The following is a 16,257-nucleotide window of genomic DNA, read 5'->3' on the forward strand; positions in this document are numbered from 1 at the left end:
GTGAAACAGATGCTCTGCATGGTGCCGTCAATGCGCATCCACCACCAGTACCAACATATTTGTTGGGTAGTATTAAAAATGTAAGTAATGCATGGGCGCTGGCTGGCGCTACGATGCTTGCAGTCCGGAACTGCAGCGAGGTGATCATGAAACGATTGAACAGCAAGAGCGGCTGCGCCGTGGAGGTGACGCTGTCGGTGATGGGCGGCACCTGGAAGCCCGTCATCCTGTTCCATCTGCTGCCCGGCAAAAAGCGCTTTGGCGAGCTGGGCCGCATCATCGGCGGCATCACCCAGCGCATGCTGACGCTGCAGCTGCGCGAGCTGGAAGAGGCCGGCATTGTCGAGCGCACGGTGTATGCCGAAGTGCCGCCGCGTGTGGACTATGCGCTGACCGAGCTGGGCCGCAGCCTGCAGCCGGTGCTGATCGCCATGCGCAACTGGGGCATCGCATACAGCAAGAACTTTGCTCAGGCCGAGCCCATGCATGACGCAGATCAGAGCAGCGCAAGCTGCCTGCCAGACTTGAAGCAGAAGCAGGCTTGAACGCCTATCCATCAAACGTCAGCAGCTATCAATTCCAATAAATCAACAGCAAAAAGCCCGCAGGCTGCAAAAGCTTGCGGGCTTTGTTCTAAAACTGCATGGCTTACTTGCCTGCGGTCAGCGTGGTGTAGCTGTTGATCAGGTTGCGATAGTCGGGGATATGGTTGGAGAACAGAGTCCCCAAGCCCTCGATATCGTTGCGCCAGTCGCGGTGCAGCTCGCAGGCCGCGCCGAACCAGGTCATGAGCTGGGCTCCGGCCTGCTCCATGCGGCTCCAGGCAGCCTGCTGGGTCATGCTGTTGAAGGTGCCCGAGGCATCGGCAATGACGAACACTTCAAAACCTTCAGCCAGGGCCGACAAAACCGGGAAGGCAACGCAGACCTCGGTCACCACGCCGGCGACGATGAGCTGCTTCTTGCCCGTGGCCTTGACGGCCTTGACGAAGTCCTCGTTGTCCCAGGCATTGATCTGGCCGGGACGCGCGATATAGGGGACGGTGGGGAATTTTTCCTTGAGTTCGGGCACCAGCGGGCCGTTGGGGCCGTTCTCGAAGCTGGTGGTCAGGATGGTCGGCAGCTTGAAGTACTCGGCCATATCGGCCAGGGCCAGCACATTGTTCTTGAACTTGTCGGGGTCGATATCGCGCACCAGGGACAGCAGGCCGGTCTGGTGGTCCACCAGCAGCACGGCAGCGTTGTCCTTGTCGAGGCGGATATAGGGTTTGTTGCTCATGACGGTCTCCTTCAGAGGTAGTGGAGGGGTGAGGAAAATCAAACGCGCTGGGAATCCAGCACTTCGTGGTTCTGTACCACTTCCTGCGCCTTGGCGTAGCTTTCGATCAGCAGCTGGTAGTTGGGGAAGATGCCGGTATAGGCCTGTGCCCATTCGGCCGCGTCTTCGCGGTTCCAGGTCTTTTGCAGCTCCGAGGCAACGGCCGCGGTGTCTATGGGCACCACGCCGGCCTGCAGCATGCGGGCCAGGGTGATTTCCTCGGCCATCTTGGAGTAGGTGCCCGACGCATCGATGACAGCAAACACCTGGTAGCCATCGGCCACGGCAGCGATGGAGGGAAAGGCCATGCAGACGCTGGTGATGGTGCCGGCGATGATGAGCTGCTTCTTGCCCGTGGCCTTGACGGCCTTGACGAAGTCTTCGTTGTCCCAGGCATTGATCTCGCCCTTGCGCGCCACGTAGGTGGCGTGAGGCGCGTTCTGGTGGATTTCGGGAATCAGCGGGCCGTTGGGGCCCTGAGGCACGGAGGCTGTGGTGATCACGGGGATCTTGGCCAGCGAAGCGATCTTGGCCAGCGTGCTGGCCAGACGGCGCAGCGTGGTGAACGGCATGTCCTGCACGGTCTGGAACAGGCCGCTCTGGTGGTCGATCAGCAGCATGGCCACGTTGTCGGGATCAATCACGGGCTTGGCACCGTTGAAATTGGCGGGGATGGCTGCGGTCTGGATGCTCATGGAAGTCTCCTTGGAGTTGGGAGCGAAGGGAGAGGTCTCGCTCCCCGGCCGCATCGCTGCAGGGCCGGGGATACGGGTGGCACTGAGGGCTCAGTGGTTCAGCACGGCCGTGGGCGCATGGCGCTCGGCTGCCGGAATGCGGCCGAACTGGCCGCTGCGGAAGTCCTCCAGCGCCTGCTGGATTTCCTCGTCGCTGTTCATGACGAAGGGGCCGTAGCCGACCACGGGCTCGTCAATCGGTTCGCCTGACAGCCACAGCAGCGTGACGTCGCTGTTGGCTTCCAGATGCACGCTGTCCGCAGCGCGATCCATATGCACCAGCTGTCCGGCGCGGGTAATCTCCTGTCCGTTGACCAGCAGCGTGCCGTGCAGCACCACCAGCGCCAGCGTGCGGCCGGCCCGGGCCTGCAGCTCGGTGGCTGCTCCGGCGCTCAGCCTCACATCCCAGACATCGATAGGCGTGAAGGTCTTCGCCGGGCCGCGATAGGCGGTCCCCTTGCTGCCAAGGTAGTCACCGGCAATGACACGCAGATGACCCGCACCGCCCGGCAGTGCGACCTGCGGGATGTCGGCATTCAACAGGGTCTGGTAGCCGGGGGCGGACATCTTGTCCCTGGCCGGCAGGTTGACCCACAGCTGCACCATCTCCAGCGGGCCGCCGCTCTTGGCAAAGGCTTCGGAGTGGTACTCCTCGTGCAGGATGCCCGAGGCCGCCGTCATCCACTGCACGTCGCCGGGGCCGATGGTGCCACCGGCACCGGTGGAGTCGCGGTGGGCCACTTCACCCTCGTAGACGATGGTCACGGTCTCGAAGCCGCGGTGCGGATGCGTGCCCACGCCGCGCCGTGCCGTGGTGGGCGTGAAGTTCTGAGGGCCTGCATGATCCAGCAGCAGAAAGGGGCTCAGGGCCTTGCCGTGGTCGCCATAGCTGAACAGCGAGCGCACGGGAAAGCCATCGCCCACCCAGTGGGGACGGGGAGCTTCGTAGACACCCAGGATTTTCTTGAGCATGACATTTCTCCTTGCGGCTGGCCTGCGGTCCCTGTGGATGTCGCAGGCGTTGAACATGGAGAAAGTATGAATTTGGAACGATGACTTGAGTAGTCCACAATATTCAGTCTCAGAGTTCTATTTTTAAAACGATGAAACTGCCCGATCTCAACGAGCTCTACTACTTCGCCCAGGTGGTGGAGCACGGCGGATTCGCACCCGCAGGCCGCGCACTGGGCCTGCCCAAGTCCAAGCTCAGCCGCCGCGTGGCCCTGCTCGAAGAGCGCCTGGGCGCGCAGTTGCTGCTGCGTTCCACGCGCAGCTTTGCCGTGACCGAGGTGGGCAAGCGCTACTACCAGCACTGCCGCGCCATGCTGACCGAGGCCGAGGCCGCCGAGGAGTCCGTGGCGCTGGTGCATTCCGAGCCCTGCGGCAAGGTGCGCATGAGCTGCCCCGTGGCCTTGCTGGCCTCACGCGTGGGCCGCATGCTGGGCGAGTTCATGCGCCTGTATCCGCGCGTGGAGCTGCAGGTGGACGAGACCAATCGGCGCGTGGACGTGATTGGCGAGGGGTTGGATCTGGCCCTGCGCGTGCGCCCGCCGCCGCTGCAGGACAGCGACCTGGTGCTGCGCACGCTTGCCGAGCGCCGGCAATGCCTGGTGGCCGCCCCCGAGCTGCTGCAGCGACTGGGTCAGCCCGGCGGACCCATGGATCTGTCGGCCTGGCCCAGCCTGGATATGGGCGGCCTGCAGGAAACCCACCGCTGGGTGCTGCACGGACCCGAGGCCGTGCGCGCCGAGGTCAGGCACCAGCCGCGGCTGGTGACGCAGTCCATGCTGGCCCTGCGCGATGCGGCTCTGCTGGGCGCCGGGGTGGTCCAGCTGCCCAGCATGTTCGTGCGCGAAGACCTGCGCAGCGGCACGCTGGTGCAGGTGCTGCCGGGCTGGGAACCGCGCCCCGAAATCATCCACGCCGTCTACGCCTCGCGTCGCGGTCAGCTGCCCGCCGTACGCGCGCTGCTCGACCATCTGGCCCAGTCCTTCAAGACCTTGTCGGAAGACTGAACATCAAAACCGCCTCCAGCACTTACTGGGTAATCGCCGTCAGCTATCGAAACGATAACAGCAGTATCAACCCAGAGCCGCCTGGATATCGCCTGCCAGCTTCTCGGGCTTGTCCTGGGGCGCGTAGCGGCGTATCACCTGCCCGTCACGGCCCACGAGGAATTTGGTGAAATTCCATTTGATGGACTTGGTGCCCAGCACGCCTGGCGCTTCGGAGGTGAGCCAGCGGTACAGCGGATGCGCACCGTCGCCGTTGACCTCGATCTTGTGCATGAGCGGGAAGCTGACGCCGAAGTTCAGCTCGCAAAAGCTCGCGATCTCGTCATCCGAGCCTTTCTCCTGCGCTCCGAACTGGTTGCAGGGAAAGCCCAGCACCACCAGGCCCCGGTCCGCATATTGCTCGTGCAGTGCCTGCAAGCCCTTGTACTGGGGCGTGAAGCCGCAGGCACTGGCGGTATTCACGATCAGCAATACCTTGCCCTGATACTGCGACAGAGGAGTGCTGCGCCCCTGGATATCGGTGGCCTCAAAGTCATAAACACTGTTTGCCATGCTGCTCTCCCGCCAAAGTGAAGCCCCAAGCTTAAGGCAGTCGGCAAAACATCTCACCATTGGAAACAAGCCCGCGCAGCCACGCCACGGAGACAATACCGGGGCTGCGACCATAGAAAAAACTATCCCCGCAAGCAGAGCGCCTGTTTTTTGGGCATTCTTCGCAGTCTTGCCTTCTTGCGGCCCTTGGCGGGCTGCCTTGCAACGTGCGTTTGTCCTTGAACGAATTGAAAGAAAAATGGGTAGCTCAGGCCACAGCTTTGTGGATGCGCGCTCGCGCCAGCACTCTGGGCCAGCGCATTGCAGCCCTGCCCTGGTGGCGTCGCTGGCCGACGCGGCGTGAATGGCTGTGGTTTGCCGCGGCCTTGCCGGTGCTGTTTGTCGTCTATGTGCTGCTGCTGATTCCGTTCACGCCCAGCATCAGCGACATCCGCAAGGCCAAGCTTGAGCAGCCGGCGCAGATCCTGAGCGCCGACGGCAAGCTGATCGGCGAGTTCAAGCGCAGCAACCGCCAGTGGGTGCCGCTGGAGCAGATTTCGCCCGCCGTGGTCAAGGCCCTCGTGGCCACCGAAGACCATCGTTTCTACGAGCACCACGGCATGGACTTCACGCGCACCGTGGGGTCGGTCATCCACACCCTTGGCGGCAATCCCCAGGGCGGCTCCACCATCACCCAGCAGCTGGCGCGCAATCTCTATCCCACGGAAATCGGCCGTGCACGCAATGTGAACCGCAAGCTCAAGGAGGCGATCACGGCCTTCAAGATCGAAGCGCTCTACACCAAGGACGAGATTCTCGAGACCTATCTGAACACCGTGCCCTTTCTCTACAACGCCTATGGCATAGAGATGGCTGCGCGCACCTATTTCGACAAACCGGCCGCCAGGCTCACGGTGCTGGAAAGCGCCACGCTGGTGGGCATGCTCAAGGGCAATGCCTATTACAACCCGGTGATCAACCCCGACCGCGCGATTGCCCGGCGCAACACCGTGCTGAGCCAGATGGTCAAGCGCGGCGAGCTCAAGGACGATGAGTTCGAGCGCCTCAGGAAACGCCCCATGCGTCTGGACTTCGAGCGCCAGGAGGAGCCCACGGGCATGGCGCCGCATTTTTCCCAGCAATTGCGCAAATGGCTGATCGCCTGGGCCGACAAACACGACTACAACATCTATACGGACGGCCTGATCGTCCGCACCACGCTGGACTCGCGCCTGCAGAACTGGGCGCAGCAAGCCGTGAACCGCCAGATGCAAACGCTGCAGGGCATTGCCAACAACAACTGGGGCCACCGGGACGGCTGGAGCGCCGAGAACGCGCTGGTACTGCAGCTGGTGCGCGAGACGGAGGCCTTTCGCAGGCTTGCCAGAAGCGGCAGGCCTTCCGATATCAGCGAAGAAGAGGCGCTCAAGAAGCTGCTGGCCGACAAGACCTTCATGAGGCAGCTGCGCGAGGACAAGACCCGCGTGCAGGCCGGCTTTCTGGCCATAGACCCGCGTACCTCGGCCGTGCTGGCCTGGGTGGGCAGCCGCGACTACGCACAGGATGCGTTCGACCATGTGGCCCAGGCGCGCCGTCAGCCCGGCTCCACCTTCAAGCCCTTTGTCTATGGCGCAGCTCTGCAGCGTGGCGCCAGGCCCGAGGACACACGCAAGGACGAAGCCGTGGAAATCCAGCTGCCCGGCGGCGAGGTATGGCGTCCCAGCGACGCCGTCGAGCCCACGGGCGTGCCCATGAAGCTCGCCGATGCGCTGGCCTATTCCAAGAACACCATCACGGCCGAGCTGGGCCAGGAAGTGGGCATGGACCGCGTCATCAAGCTGGCCCGTGCTTTGGGCGTGCGCCAGAGCCCGCTGGAGCCCGTGCCTTCGCTGGCGCTGGGCTCCAGCCCCGTCACGCTGCTGGAAATGGTCAACGCCTACGGCAGCATCGCCAACTCCGGCCGCTATATTCCGCCCCAGTTGGTCACCCGTATCGAGAATGCCGACGGCGAGCTGCTGGCCGAATTCACCCCGCCCAAACCCGATCAGGTCTGGGACGAGGAAGAAAACTACGGTCTGCTGGAGATGATGCGCGCCGTGATCGACAAGGGCACGGGCCGCGCGATTCGCAAGCAATACGGCATTCGCGCCGATGTGGCCGGCAAGACCGGCACCACCCAGGGCAATGCCGACGGCTGGTTCATCCTCATGCACCCGCAGATCGTGGCAGGTGCCTGGGCCGGCTTCAACGATGCGCGCATCACGCTCAAGAGCGACCAATGGGGCCAGGGTTCGCGCAGCGCCCTGCCCATGGTGGGCGACTTCATGTCGCGCGCCATGCGCAGCCCGCTGCTCAATGCCAAGGCCCGATTCACCGAGCCCAACACCAGCCACTGGTGGAGCGATCTGGTAGGCCGTCTGCGCGACAAGGTTCAGGAATGGAGCGGGCCCGCAGATGAGGGCAACGACCCTGATCGCACAGCGCCGACGGCTCCCGCCCATCCAGCACCCAACAGGAGCAATGGCAGCGAGGTCGACATCATCGAGAGCACGCCCGCTGCGCCGCCTTCGGCTATGAGCCAGCCCGCGCCAGCCGACAGCAACGCCCAGCCGCCTGACCTTGACAGCAGCCCCGGACTGGCTCCCGGCGAGATGATGCCTGCGCCTGCGCCGAGCAAAGCCCCCGCACCCTCGAGCTGGAGCGATATAGGCACACCGCTGCCGCCAGCGGCGCCACTGAATGCGCCGCAGGACAGCCAGTAGCGCGGTTTTCAGCCACATGCCCGACTGGGCTGTCGAATAACTGGTCCAATTGCAGATCGATACCCGCCAGCAGGTCTCCCACCAGGAGGCCGCTGGCGGATTTGTTTTCGCCGGGCATGAAACCCACATGCCGATGGCGCTGCGCCGATCCGGAGCCGACATGACCGCCAATACACCAACCATAGTCACCTTTGCCATCTACCTGCTGGGCATGCTGCTCATAGGTTGGGCGGGATACAAAGCCACGTCCAACCTGTCCGACTACATCCTGGGCGGGCGCAGTCTGGGCTCGGTGGTCACGGCGCTGTCGGCCGGAGCCTCGGACATGAGCGGCTGGCTGCTCATGGGCCTGCCCGGCGCGGTATTTGCCACCGGCCTGTCGGCCTCGTGGATTGCCATCGGCCTGTGCGTCGGTGCCTGGCTCAACTGGCGCTTTGTGGCGGCACGCCTGCGCGTCTATACCGAGAAGGTGGGCAATGCGCTGACCCTGCCCGACTACTTCACCAACCGCTTCGAGGATGGCAGCAGCCTGCTTCGCATCGTCACGGCGCTGGTGATTCTGGTGTTCTTCACCGTCTACTGTGCCTCCGGCGTGGTCGCGGGCGCCCGACTGTTCGAGTCCATGTTCGGCATGGACTACCAGACAGCCCTGTGGGTGGGTGCCGTGGCCACCATGGCCTATGTGTTCATCGGCGGCTTTCTGGCCGTGAGCTGGACCGACACCATCCAGGCCTCGCTGATGATCACCGCACTGATCCTCGCGCCGCTGATGGTCATCTATGCCGACGGCGGCGTGGGCGCCAGCGCGGCCATCATCGAAACTGCGCGCAGCGGTGCCTTCGACATGTTCCAGGGCCAGGGAGCGATCGCCATCGTCTCCCTGCTGGCCTGGGGTCTGGGCTACTTCGGCCAGCCTCACATTCTGGTGCGCTTCATGGCGGCCGAGTCGATCAAGACCATTCCCAACGCGCGCCGCATCGGCATGAGCTGGATGATGCTGTGCCTGGGAGGCGCCGTGGCCGTGGGCTTCTTCGGCATTGCCTTCTTTGCCAGCCGCCCCGATATTGCGACAAACGTCAACGGCAACCATGAACTCGTGTTCCTGGAAGTCGCCAAGCTGCTGTTCAACCCCTGGATCAGCGGTGTGCTGCTGGCCGCCGTGCTGGCGGCCGTGATGAGTACCCTGTCCTGCCAATTGCTGGTCTGCTCCAGCGCCCTCACGCAGGATATCTACAAGACCTTTTTGCACAGGAACGCCAGCCAGAAGCAGCTGGTCTGGTTCGGCCGTGCCATGGTGTTCGCGATTGCCGTGATCGCCATCCTGATTGCGCAGGACCCCCAGGCCAAGGTGCTGGGCATGGTCAGCAATGCCTGGGCCGGCTTCGGCGCCGCCTTCGGCCCGCTGGTGCTGATCTCGCTGCTCTGGGCCCGCATGACACGCAACGGCGCGCTGGCCGGCATGGTCGTGGGCGCGGTCACGGTTCTGGTCTGGCAGCATTACCAGTGGTTCAAGCTCTATGAGATCGTTCCCGGATTTGCGTTTTCCGCTATCGCAATCATAGTGGTCAGCCTGCTGGACAAAGAGCCTTCGGCCACGATCATGGCCAAGCACCGCGAGGTGGAGGCTGAAATCGCTGCCCACGGCGAATAAGCACTTTGGCCTCCGAGAAAGCCCTGTACGGCACTGCTGGCAGGGCTTTTTTGTCGCCAAGGCGATCAGGACGCAACCTCTAGGGGCCGTGAGCGGCCTCTCGCAGAGTGCACAAAAAATAGGCGCAACTTGCATTTTCAGGGCCTATCCGTCACACTTACGGGTCGAAATTTCAGGCATTACCTGAGATTCTGAAAGGTTTAGTGAATGCTCAAGGCCGCTGCAGCCAAGGTATATCAGACGGGTTTAGCGTTGATGCTGGGTGCCGCTTTTGCGCTGGCATCCCCTGCGGCTTTGGCGCGCAAAGCGCCGGAAGTCGGTGCCACCGTTCCCGGCTTTGAGACCGTGAGCCTGGCCGAACTGCCGCGCGAAGGCCGCACCACCTATGGTCGTATCCTCCAGGGCGGCCCGTTCTCCAGCGACAAGGACGGCACGGTATTCGGAAACCGTGAGCGCATACTTCCGCGCCAGGCCAGAGGCTATTACCGCGAATACACCGTGCGCACGCCAGGCGCGAAAAACCGGGGTGCGCGACGCATAGTCTGTGGCGGCTTGCAGCCCCAGGTGCCCGATGCCTGCTTCTACACGGGCGACCACTACAACAGCTTTCAGCAAATCGTCCAATGAAGTTAAAAGACGCCCTCCAGGCCCGCCACACAGCGGCTTTTGACCTCTTGAATTCCGCAGCGGCGGTTTGCGCAGACAGCCTACAGCGCTGTCAGTACCGACTCTGCCACCAGTTTTGATGTTTTTAGAAAGAATCACGGAGATGGACACGCCACTTCGTAAGCCCTCGGAAACACCGTTGCGCAATGTTCGCCCGAACATCGTGCAATCCATTCGCGCCTATCGCATTCCTGATCTTCAGGCAGCAGCAGAGGCGCTGGGCTCCCATTTCCTTTATGCCAATCTGGCCCATGCCCAGACCAAGGCCGATGTTTTCGAGCTGCTGTCCACCCAGTTCTACCTGCCGGCACACTTTGGCAAGAACTGGGATGCGCTGTATGACTGCATGACCGACCCGATCAACAAATCCGGCCCGCAACCCGGTTTTGTGGTGGTGCTCGACCAGATTCCGACCACTCCCAAGTTCGACAAGGAAGTGCGCGAGCAGTTGCTGGACGTGTTCCGCGATACTGCGGACTTCTGGGCAGAGCGCAAGATTCCCTTCCGCTGCTTTTACTCATTCCTATAGGTCGGCTGCTGCGGCGCACACGACACCAAATGCCCGCCTTGAATGCGGGCGTTTTTGCTTTCAGAACCAAAGGCTCAGGCTGTGCCGCCCTGAGCGGCGGCCTTGAGCTGCATCCACTTGCCCATTGCAATCACCAGCACGGCGCCGCAAGCGGCCGCTGCGTAATGCGCCCAGGGATTGATCCGTACAAAACCTTCGAGCATATGGTCGCTGGTGATGGTTTCGCCGGCCACCCAGCCAATCAGTGCCGCGCCCAAAGTGACGATGACCGGAAAACGCTCCATCAGCTTGATCATCAGCGTGGAGCCAAAGATGACCAGCGGAATGCTGATGGCCAGGCCCAGAATCAGCAGCAGCATATCGCCGCCTGCTGCAGCAGCCACGGCGATCACATTGTCCAGACTCATGACCAGATCGGCGAGCAAAATGGTGCGAACGGCAGCCATCATGCCCTGCCTGGCCACGCTGCCGGAATCCTCTTCTTCATCTTCGCCCTTGAGCAGGCCCACGCCAATCCACAGCAGCAACAGGCCACCGATCACCTCGACGAATGGCAGCTGCATCAGCTTGGCTGCCACCACCGTCAAGGCAATACGCAACACCACGGCGGCACCGGAGCCGAGCAGCACCGCTTTTTTCTGCTGCTGCGGCGGCAGGCCACGTGCGGCCAGAGCGATGACCACCGCGTTGTCACCCGAGAGAATGATGTTGATCCAGACGATCTTGAACAAGCCGATCCAGAAATCGGCACCGAGCATGGCATCCATGGAAAATATTCCTGAGTTCTCTGTCCGTTGCACCTTGAACGGACAAACGCCCGGCATTGCAAAGCCAGGCGTGATCAATGCAGGGAAGTTTAGCCAACTGCCTCTTGGAGCCGCTATCGGCGTATTGCTTCTGACGTCATGGGAATTGCGGGCCACGGAGTTCGCTTTCGTTTTGGGACAGACTCCGCAGGCACCTCAAATTACCAGTTTTCAGTGATAGCCAAGCGACTTGATCTCGGTAACAGTGGGATACGAAAACCAGCGGCACCTCACACAATATGGCAGAGACTTTTTCCCTCCCTACAGAGTCCATTCTCCCCAGCCCCTTGATCGTGGTGGAGGATGAGCCGTTGATCCGCAATCGGCTGGAAAGCATTTTGCATGGCCTCGGATATGCGGATGATGCTCTCATCTTTGCTGCAACCCTGGGGCAGGCACGCGCCCGGCTGGCGGAGCATCCGGTCGCCATGGCACTGGTGGACCTGGGCTTGCCCGACGGCAGCGGCATAGAGCTGATCAGCCAGTTGCGCGCCGCCGATCCCGGCATGGGAATTCTGGTCATCTCCGCCTGGAGCACCGAGGATGCCATTCTGTCGGCGCTGCGTGCCGGGGCCAACGGCTATGTGCTCAAGGAGCGCGACGACCTGGAGGTCACCCTGTCCATACGCAGTGTGCTGCGCGGTGGCGCCCCCATCGACCCTTTCATTGCACGGCGCATCATTGCCGAGTTGCAGCCTTCCCAGCCCACGGAAGCACACAAGGAGATGCCGCCCGAAGCCATACTCAGCGCCCGCGAAATCCAGATCCTCAAGCTGGTCGCAGACGGCATGACCAACCGGGAGATCGCAGAGTCGCTCTTTCTCTCGCGCTACACCGTGGAATGCCATGTGAAGAATATTTACCGCAAGCTGGCCGTGCCTTCGCGCACCAAGGCGGTCAGCGAGGCCCGGGCACGCGGTTTGCTGAGCTGAATGTTCAAGCGGTCGGCTCTCATGCTCCGCCTGATATTTGCGCTCGTCATGGGCTGGAATTGCGGCGTGGTCTGGGCACAGGAGCTCAGGCCTCAGGACCTGCTCTGTGAACCGCGCATTGTGGCCCGCCAATCGGCCAAGGCAATGCCCGAGGGGCCTCCACCCGATGCGGCCTTGCTGCAATGGGTGGATGTGCCGGGGCTGGATGACTGGAGTCAACGCTGGCCCGGCTATGACGGTGCAGCCTGGTACCGCATCGATTGGGAGAGCCCCTGCGGGCGCGATCAGCCCGTGGCGCTGGCCGTCGTCAATATCGTGATGGCGGGCGAGGTGTTCGTGAATTCAGAACTGATCTGGCGCGATCAATCGCTGGTGGAGCCGCTGAGCCGCAGCTGGAATATGCCACGCTACTGGCTGCTGCCCAAGGCGCTGCTCAAGGAGCAGGGCAACAGCATCTGGGTGCGCGTCCACGGGCTCAGCAGCCAGACGCCAGGCCTGGGGCGGCTGCGCATAGGCCATCCAGCCGAGCTCAAGCAATGGACGGCGCAGGCCACCTGGAACCTGCGCACCATTTATATGGTCTGCATCACGGTCAGCCTGGTGCTATGTCTGCTGTTTTCGTTTGCCTGGCTCCACAACCGCAATCAAAAACTCTATGGCTGGTACGCACTCAATCTGATGTGCTGGGCACTGATGCTCTGCTTTATGGTCATGACTGATCCCTGGCCCTTCAGCAGTACGCCGGCCTTTGCCAAGGGCAATTTGCTGGTTTTCATTGCATTTACCTACACCTTCTGCATTTTTACGCTGCGCTTTGGGGAATTACGCCTCATGCGGCTGGAACGTACGCTGGCCGGCATATGCAGCCTCTGTGCCGTATTTGCACTGTCTGTGCCCGATGCACAGATAGCGCTGAGCCGGGCCGTCTGGCTGCTGATGTTCTGTCTTTGCGCTCTGGTGTGCCTGCTGTTTCCACTGCGCGCGCTGCAGACACGCACGCCAGCCCACATCGCTTTCAGCCTCTGCTTCGTGCTTTACCTGGCCATCGGCGTGCACGATCTGCTGCTGCTGACCAAGACCCTGGATCACAATCTGACGCTGACTCCCTACACCACCTTGCTGAGCATGCTGGTGATCGCGTGGTTGCTGGGGCGGCAGGTCGTGTGGAATATGCGCCGCATCGAGCACTTCAACCACGAACTCAGTCTCACCGTCACACAGGCCTGCGACGACCTGAGCCAGACCCTGGAGAGGGAACACCATCTGGCTCTGAGCCACTCCCGCCTGCAGGAACGTCTGCGCATTTCCCAGGATCTGCACGACGGTCTGGGCGGCTCTCTGGTGCGCTCCATTGCACTGGTCGAGCAGAGCAGCGCCCCTTTGCCCAATGCCCAGGTGTTGTCCATGCTCAAGCTCATGCGTGACGACCTGCGTCAGATGATTGACACCGGCACCAGCACCGCCATCCAGGTTCCCGAGACACCCATGCAGTGGCTTGCTCCGCTGCGCCACCGCTTTGCACGGCTGTTCGAGGAGCTGGACATTCAGGTGAAGTGGTGTCTGCCCGAATACTGGACTCACGCGCCCAGCCCCATTCAGTGCCTGACGCTGACCCGCGTGCTGGAAGAGGCATTGACCAATGTCATCAAGCACAGCCGCGCCAGCCAGGTCCAGGTTCGGCTGGAGATTCCCGACGCCAGGGAGTTGCAGCTGCAGATCGAGGACAACGGCACAGGCTTTGATTTGGATAGCACACAGATCAACAGCATGGGCGTGGGCATGCGCAGCATGCTGGCGCGACTGGAGCGCCTGCAAGGCACTCTGGTCATACAGTCCAGCCCCGGCCGCACCGAGCTGCGAGCCAGCCTGCCGCTGTTCGGCAAGGTGCAACGTCACACCGAAGTACAGAGCGCCGTGCCGTCTCCCCAGAGCATCTGGTAACTGCGCTAAGCTTTCTGCATGCCCCTGCTTATCGACGGAACACCGCATGAAGACGGCGTCTTCACCCTTGAGCTGACGCCTGACGCGCCGCACAGGCTCAAAACCAGCCCCGGCCAGGGCAGCCTGACCCTTGGCCCCAGGACGCTGTTGAAAACAGCGGACCTGTGGCTGCCTGTCGACGCCTGCGTGCTCTGGTCCTGCTTTGACCCCTTTGCCACGCCCGCCGGCTCGCCCTGGCCACGCAGCTTCTACTACACGGGCAATGACAGCGGCTTCTTCACATGGGCGCAGTTGCGTACTATCGAAAACTTCAGCTGGTACCCACAGCTACAGCAAGATGTACATATCGACGCCAGCCAGTCACAGATTCGCGAACTGAGCATTCATCTGCAAGCGGGCAATCAGGGCCACATCCACCTGAAGCTGCCGCAGCAGGGCATGCGCCTTCATCTGCAGGGCAATCTGGAGCAAATCACCGTCACCGCAGGCCTGCCTGAAAGCCTGAGTTTGAGCCCGGCCACCAGCAAGAACCCGGCCGATGAAGCCTTTCAGCTGCCCGACATGGGCAGCCTGAAACAGGTCGCCACGCTGGAGCTGCGCAATGGAGCGGGAAAGCAACCCATTTCGCTGCAAAACCTGCTGCAGTTTTCGAAGCTGGAATCGCTTTCCCTGTGGGGTAACCACAGCGATTTGGCTCAGCTTTCATCATGTACGCAGCTCAAGGCGCTATCACTGCGTTTTATGCGCCATCTGTCGGGACTGCCTGCGCTGCCGACCTGGCCGGAGCTGGACTTCTTCATCGCCTACAACGTGGAAGAAGCCACTGGCAAACACCTGCGCCAGCAACTCAAGGACCGGGCCAAGGCTCGACCCTGGGCTGACTACACATCCGTCAGCCAGTTGCGCAAGCCCGAATGGTGGGCCAAGGAATATGGGCGGCCATTTGCGGGCTGGCCCACAGCCCGTGCCAGGATTGCGCATGCAGCCTATGAGCTGGCTGAACAAGAAATTGGCACAGCCAGCAACCTTGGCCATGTGCAAGCTGCACTGACAGCCTTTACCGCCCGCTTCAACACAGTCAAAGGCATTGAAACCAGCGAACGTGAAGACCTGGGGCTGGCCGTGCAGCAACTGGCACAACTGCCTGCGGCGCTGTCACTGAAGCTGACGGATGAGCAGGCCCAGCAGTGGTTTGATGAAAACCGCGACTACTAGCGCCTACCTATCGATTACCGAGCGGCCGCAGGATCGACCTGCGCAATGATGCCGCCGCCCAGGCAGACATCGCCGTCATAGAGCACGGCGGACTGACCAGGGGTGACAGCCCATTGCGCTTCGGGAAAGTCCAGACGGAAGCCGGCCTCCGTGGCCTGGGAAATCAGCGCAGGCGAATCGGGCTGACGGTAGCGGGTCTTGGAGCCGTAGGCCTTGCCCTCGGCCGGAGCTTGGCCCGCCACCCAGCTGACCTGATCGGCCAGCAGGGCATGCGACTGAAGCAGCGGATGGTCATGGCCCTGTACCACGCGCAGAATATTCTTGTCCATTTCCTTGCGTGCCACGAACCAGGGCGCATGGTCGCCCGCACCACGGGCGGCACCCTTTTCCTTGACGCCGCCAATGCCCAGACCCGAACGCTGGCCCAGCGTGTAGAAGGACAGACCCACATGCTTGCCCAGCTTGCGGTTGCGGTCGTCCAGGATGAGACCCGGCTCCTTGCTGATATAGCGGTTCAGGAAGTCGCGGAAAGGGCGCTCTCCGATGAAGCAGATGCCCGTCGAGTCCTTCTTCCTGGCATTGGGCAGGCCGATCTCTTCGGCAATGCGACGCACCTCGGTCTTGTGCAGCTCGCCCACGGGGAACATGGCCTTGGACAGCTGGGCCTGGTTCAGGCGGTGCAGGAAATAGCTCTGATCCTTGCTGTTATCCAGGCCCTTGAGCAGCTCGAACAGCTGGGTGGACGGATTCTGGCGCACGCGTGCATAGTGGCCGGTGGCGATCTTTTCTGCTCCCAGGCGCATGGCGTGGTCCAGAAAGGCCTTGAACTTGATCTCCGCATTGCACAGCACGTCCGGATTGGGCGTGCGACCGGCCTGGTACTCGCGCAGGAACTCGGCAAACACGCGGTCCTTGTAGTCTGCGGCAAAGTTCACATGCTCGATCTCGATGCCGATCACGTCGGCCACGGCCGCCGCATCGACAAAGTCGATATTCGACGAGCAGTACTCGCTGTCGTCGTCATCTTCCCAGTTCTTCATGAAGATGCCGACGACCTCGTGGCCCTGCTTTTTGAGAAGATAGGCGGTGACGGCGGAATCCACACCGCCCGACAAACCCACCACGACACGCTGCTTGTTGCTCATAGGTATGCGATTA

General features: G+C 62.1%; 16 protein-coding genes. 10 read left to right on the top strand and 6 right to left on the bottom strand.

What is annotated here, in order from left to right; all coding sequences use genetic code 11:
* The first annotated feature begins 146 nt into the window (after nucleotides 1-146).
* A complete protein-coding gene (locus tag FSY45_RS17835; RefSeq protein WP_046460502.1) occupies nucleotides 147-545 on the top strand; it encodes a helix-turn-helix domain-containing protein in 399 nt (132 codons plus the stop codon).
* Between the two features lie 103 nt (nucleotides 546-648).
* Here the strand turns inward: FSY45_RS17835 and ycaC are convergent, their stop codons facing one another.
* From ycaC to FSY45_RS17850, 3 genes are all read right to left on the bottom strand, one after another.
* Complete coding sequence (gene ycaC / locus FSY45_RS17840; protein ID WP_046460427.1) at nucleotides 649-1,278, bottom strand: isochorismate family cysteine hydrolase YcaC; 630 nt, start codon at nucleotides 1,276-1,278, stop codon at nucleotides 649-651.
* A gap of 38 nt (nucleotides 1,279-1,316) precedes the next feature.
* A complete protein-coding gene (locus FSY45_RS17845) occupies nucleotides 1,317-2,012 on the bottom strand; it encodes an isochorismatase family protein (protein ID WP_003066964.1) in 696 nt (231 codons plus the stop codon).
* Nucleotides 2,013-2,102: 90 nt separating this feature from the next.
* A complete protein-coding gene (locus FSY45_RS17850; protein WP_046460426.1) occupies nucleotides 2,103-3,023 on the bottom strand; it encodes a pirin family protein in 921 nt (306 codons plus the stop codon).
* A gap of 131 nt (nucleotides 3,024-3,154) precedes the next feature.
* Between FSY45_RS17850 and FSY45_RS17855 the strand changes: the two genes are divergently transcribed.
* Entirely contained in the window at nucleotides 3,155-4,066 is a 912-nt protein-coding gene (locus FSY45_RS17855; protein ID WP_080944381.1) for a LysR family transcriptional regulator, read from the top strand.
* Nucleotides 4,067-4,132: 66 nt separating this feature from the next.
* Here the strand turns inward: FSY45_RS17855 and FSY45_RS17860 are convergent, their stop codons facing one another.
* Complete coding sequence (locus FSY45_RS17860; protein WP_012840289.1) at nucleotides 4,133-4,618, bottom strand: glutathione peroxidase; 486 nt, start codon at nucleotides 4,616-4,618, stop codon at nucleotides 4,133-4,135.
* A 266-nt stretch (nucleotides 4,619-4,884) separates the two neighbouring features.
* Here FSY45_RS17860 and FSY45_RS17865 point away from each other — a divergent pair, with 266 nt between their 5' ends.
* The 4 genes from FSY45_RS17865 to FSY45_RS17880 all read left to right on the top strand — a co-directional run bounded on the left by FSY45_RS17865 (nucleotide 4,885) and on the right by FSY45_RS17880 (nucleotide 10,205).
* Complete coding sequence (locus tag FSY45_RS17865; protein WP_052951040.1) at nucleotides 4,885-7,359, top strand: penicillin-binding protein 1A; 2,475 nt, start codon at nucleotides 4,885-4,887, stop codon at nucleotides 7,357-7,359.
* A gap of 160 nt (nucleotides 7,360-7,519) precedes the next feature.
* Nucleotides 7,520-9,010, top strand: coding sequence for a sodium/proline symporter PutP (gene putP / locus FSY45_RS17870; RefSeq protein WP_046460500.1), 1,491 nt, complete (start codon nucleotides 7,520-7,522; stop codon nucleotides 9,008-9,010).
* Between the two features lie 207 nt (nucleotides 9,011-9,217).
* Entirely contained in the window at nucleotides 9,218-9,637 is a 420-nt protein-coding gene (locus tag FSY45_RS17875) for a ribonuclease domain-containing protein (RefSeq protein WP_003066953.1), read from the top strand.
* 142 nt (nucleotides 9,638-9,779) lie between these two features.
* The gene (locus tag FSY45_RS17880) at nucleotides 9,780-10,205 is read left to right on the top strand and encodes a barstar family protein (RefSeq protein ID WP_003072350.1); all 426 of its coding nucleotides are present in this window, start codon (nucleotides 9,780-9,782) and stop codon (nucleotides 10,203-10,205) included.
* 74 nt (nucleotides 10,206-10,279) lie between these two features.
* Here FSY45_RS17880 and FSY45_RS17885 read toward each other — a convergent pair whose 3' ends face one another.
* Nucleotides 10,280-10,972: a TerC family protein gene (locus FSY45_RS17885; RefSeq protein ID WP_003066946.1), complete on the bottom strand. Its 693-nt coding sequence runs from the start codon at nucleotides 10,970-10,972 to the stop codon at nucleotides 10,280-10,282.
* Here FSY45_RS17885 and FSY45_RS17890 point away from each other — a divergent pair.
* The 4 genes from FSY45_RS17890 (at nucleotide 10,971) to FSY45_RS17905 (ending at nucleotide 15,099) form a co-directional block, all read left to right on the top strand.
* Nucleotides 10,971-11,189 carry a hypothetical protein gene (locus tag FSY45_RS17890; RefSeq protein ID WP_003066944.1) on the top strand — a complete coding sequence of 73 codons (219 nt, stop codon included), beginning with the start codon at nucleotides 10,971-10,973 and terminating at the stop codon, nucleotides 11,187-11,189. The genes FSY45_RS17885 and FSY45_RS17890 overlap by 2 nt on opposite strands.
* Nucleotides 11,190-11,250: 61 nt before the next feature.
* Nucleotides 11,251-11,943 carry a response regulator transcription factor gene (locus tag FSY45_RS17895; RefSeq protein ID WP_034347946.1) on the top strand — a complete coding sequence of 231 codons (693 nt, stop codon included), beginning with the start codon at nucleotides 11,251-11,253 and terminating at the stop codon, nucleotides 11,941-11,943.
* Nucleotides 11,944-11,964: 21 nt separating this feature from the next.
* Entirely contained in the window at nucleotides 11,965-13,884 is a 1,920-nt protein-coding gene (locus tag FSY45_RS17900) for an ATP-binding protein (protein WP_223305610.1), read from the top strand.
* Between the two features lie 18 nt (nucleotides 13,885-13,902).
* Complete coding sequence (locus FSY45_RS17905; protein WP_003066935.1) at nucleotides 13,903-15,099, top strand: hypothetical protein; 1,197 nt, start codon at nucleotides 13,903-13,905, stop codon at nucleotides 15,097-15,099.
* 14 nt (nucleotides 15,100-15,113) lie between these two features.
* Here FSY45_RS17905 and mnmA read toward each other — a convergent pair whose 3' ends face one another.
* Entirely contained in the window at nucleotides 15,114-16,244 is a 1,131-nt protein-coding gene (mnmA, locus tag FSY45_RS17910) for a tRNA 2-thiouridine(34) synthase MnmA (protein ID WP_003066933.1), read from the bottom strand.
* Between the last annotated feature and the right edge of the window lie 13 nt (nucleotides 16,245-16,257).

It is taken from the genome of Comamonas sp. Z1 (assembly GCF_008121555.1).
GTDB lineage: Bacteria > Pseudomonadota > Gammaproteobacteria > Burkholderiales > Burkholderiaceae_C > Comamonas > Comamonas thiooxydans.